The organism is Thiohalocapsa sp. ML1 (genome assembly GCF_001469165.1).
Classification (GTDB): domain Bacteria; phylum Pseudomonadota; class Gammaproteobacteria; order Chromatiales; family Chromatiaceae; genus Thiohalocapsa.
Window position 1 is genome coordinate 1 of sequence record NZ_JABX01000126.1, and the last position, 833, is coordinate 833.

Here is an 833-nt window from a genome sequence, read left to right on the forward strand (position 1 = left end):
GGGCACACGCCCTCTACCGCGAGTTGGCGCAGTCGGACGAAGCGCGCCGCGCAGCCTATCGCAGTTTGTTTGAAGATGAGCTGAGTGCAGAGGTTCTCGGGCGCTTGCGCGAGTGCACGAACGGCGGTTTTGTCCTTGGCAGCGAGAAGTTCGAGCGTCAGATCGCCGCCATGCTCGGCCGGCGCACGTGGAAGGGGTTGCCCGGACGGCCCCGGAATGATGGCCACGCGGAAGGGCAGGGCGAGCTTGGTCTGTGAAAAACGTGGTCTGTCCCCGTTTTTCCCCTCGCGGAAGGGCAGGGCGAGCTTGGTCTGTGAAAAACGTGGTCTGTCCCCGTTTTTCTGATGCGCTCGGCGTGCGCTTCCCTCGGCAAACTGCCAAGACCCTGTAGGCAGTAAGCCGCCTCTCCGTCCAGCACCGTTTTTCCTTCTTCTTCCGTCGGTTATGGACCAAGATGCCGGCGCTCCGGCTGGAAGATCCGCCCGGAATGATGGCCACGCGGAAGGGCAGGGCGAGCTTGGTCTGTGAAAAACGTGGTCTGTCCCCGTTTTTCGCGCCGCGCAGCCTATCGCAGTTTGTTTGAAGATGAGCTGAGTGCAGAGGTTCTCGGGCGCTTGCGCGAGTGCACGAACGGCGGTTTTGTCCTTGGCAGCGAGAAGTTCGAGCGTCAGATCGCCGCCATGCTCGGCCGGCGCACGTGGAAGGCGGAAAACAGGGACAGACCACGTTTTTCAAAACGGAAAACAGGGACGGAAAACAGGGACGACGGAAAACAGGGACAGACCACGTTTTTCTGCTAACCTTCGCGTCACCTCAACGCCTGCTCTCCCCCC

At 61.2% G+C, this 833-nt stretch carries 1 protein-coding gene and 1 pseudogene; both read left to right on the forward strand.

Features of this window, described 5'->3' with window-relative positions; genetic code table 11:
• Window positions 1-257, forward strand: a pseudogene (locus ML01_RS29855) (transposase); the annotation flags it as partial.
• Window positions 258-524: 267 nt separating this feature from the next.
• Window positions 525-800 (forward strand): hypothetical protein, encoded by a 276-nt coding sequence (locus ML01_RS30405; RefSeq protein ID WP_216819300.1) that lies wholly within the window; start codon window positions 525-527, stop codon window positions 798-800.
• Window positions 801-833: the final 33 nt, after the last annotated feature.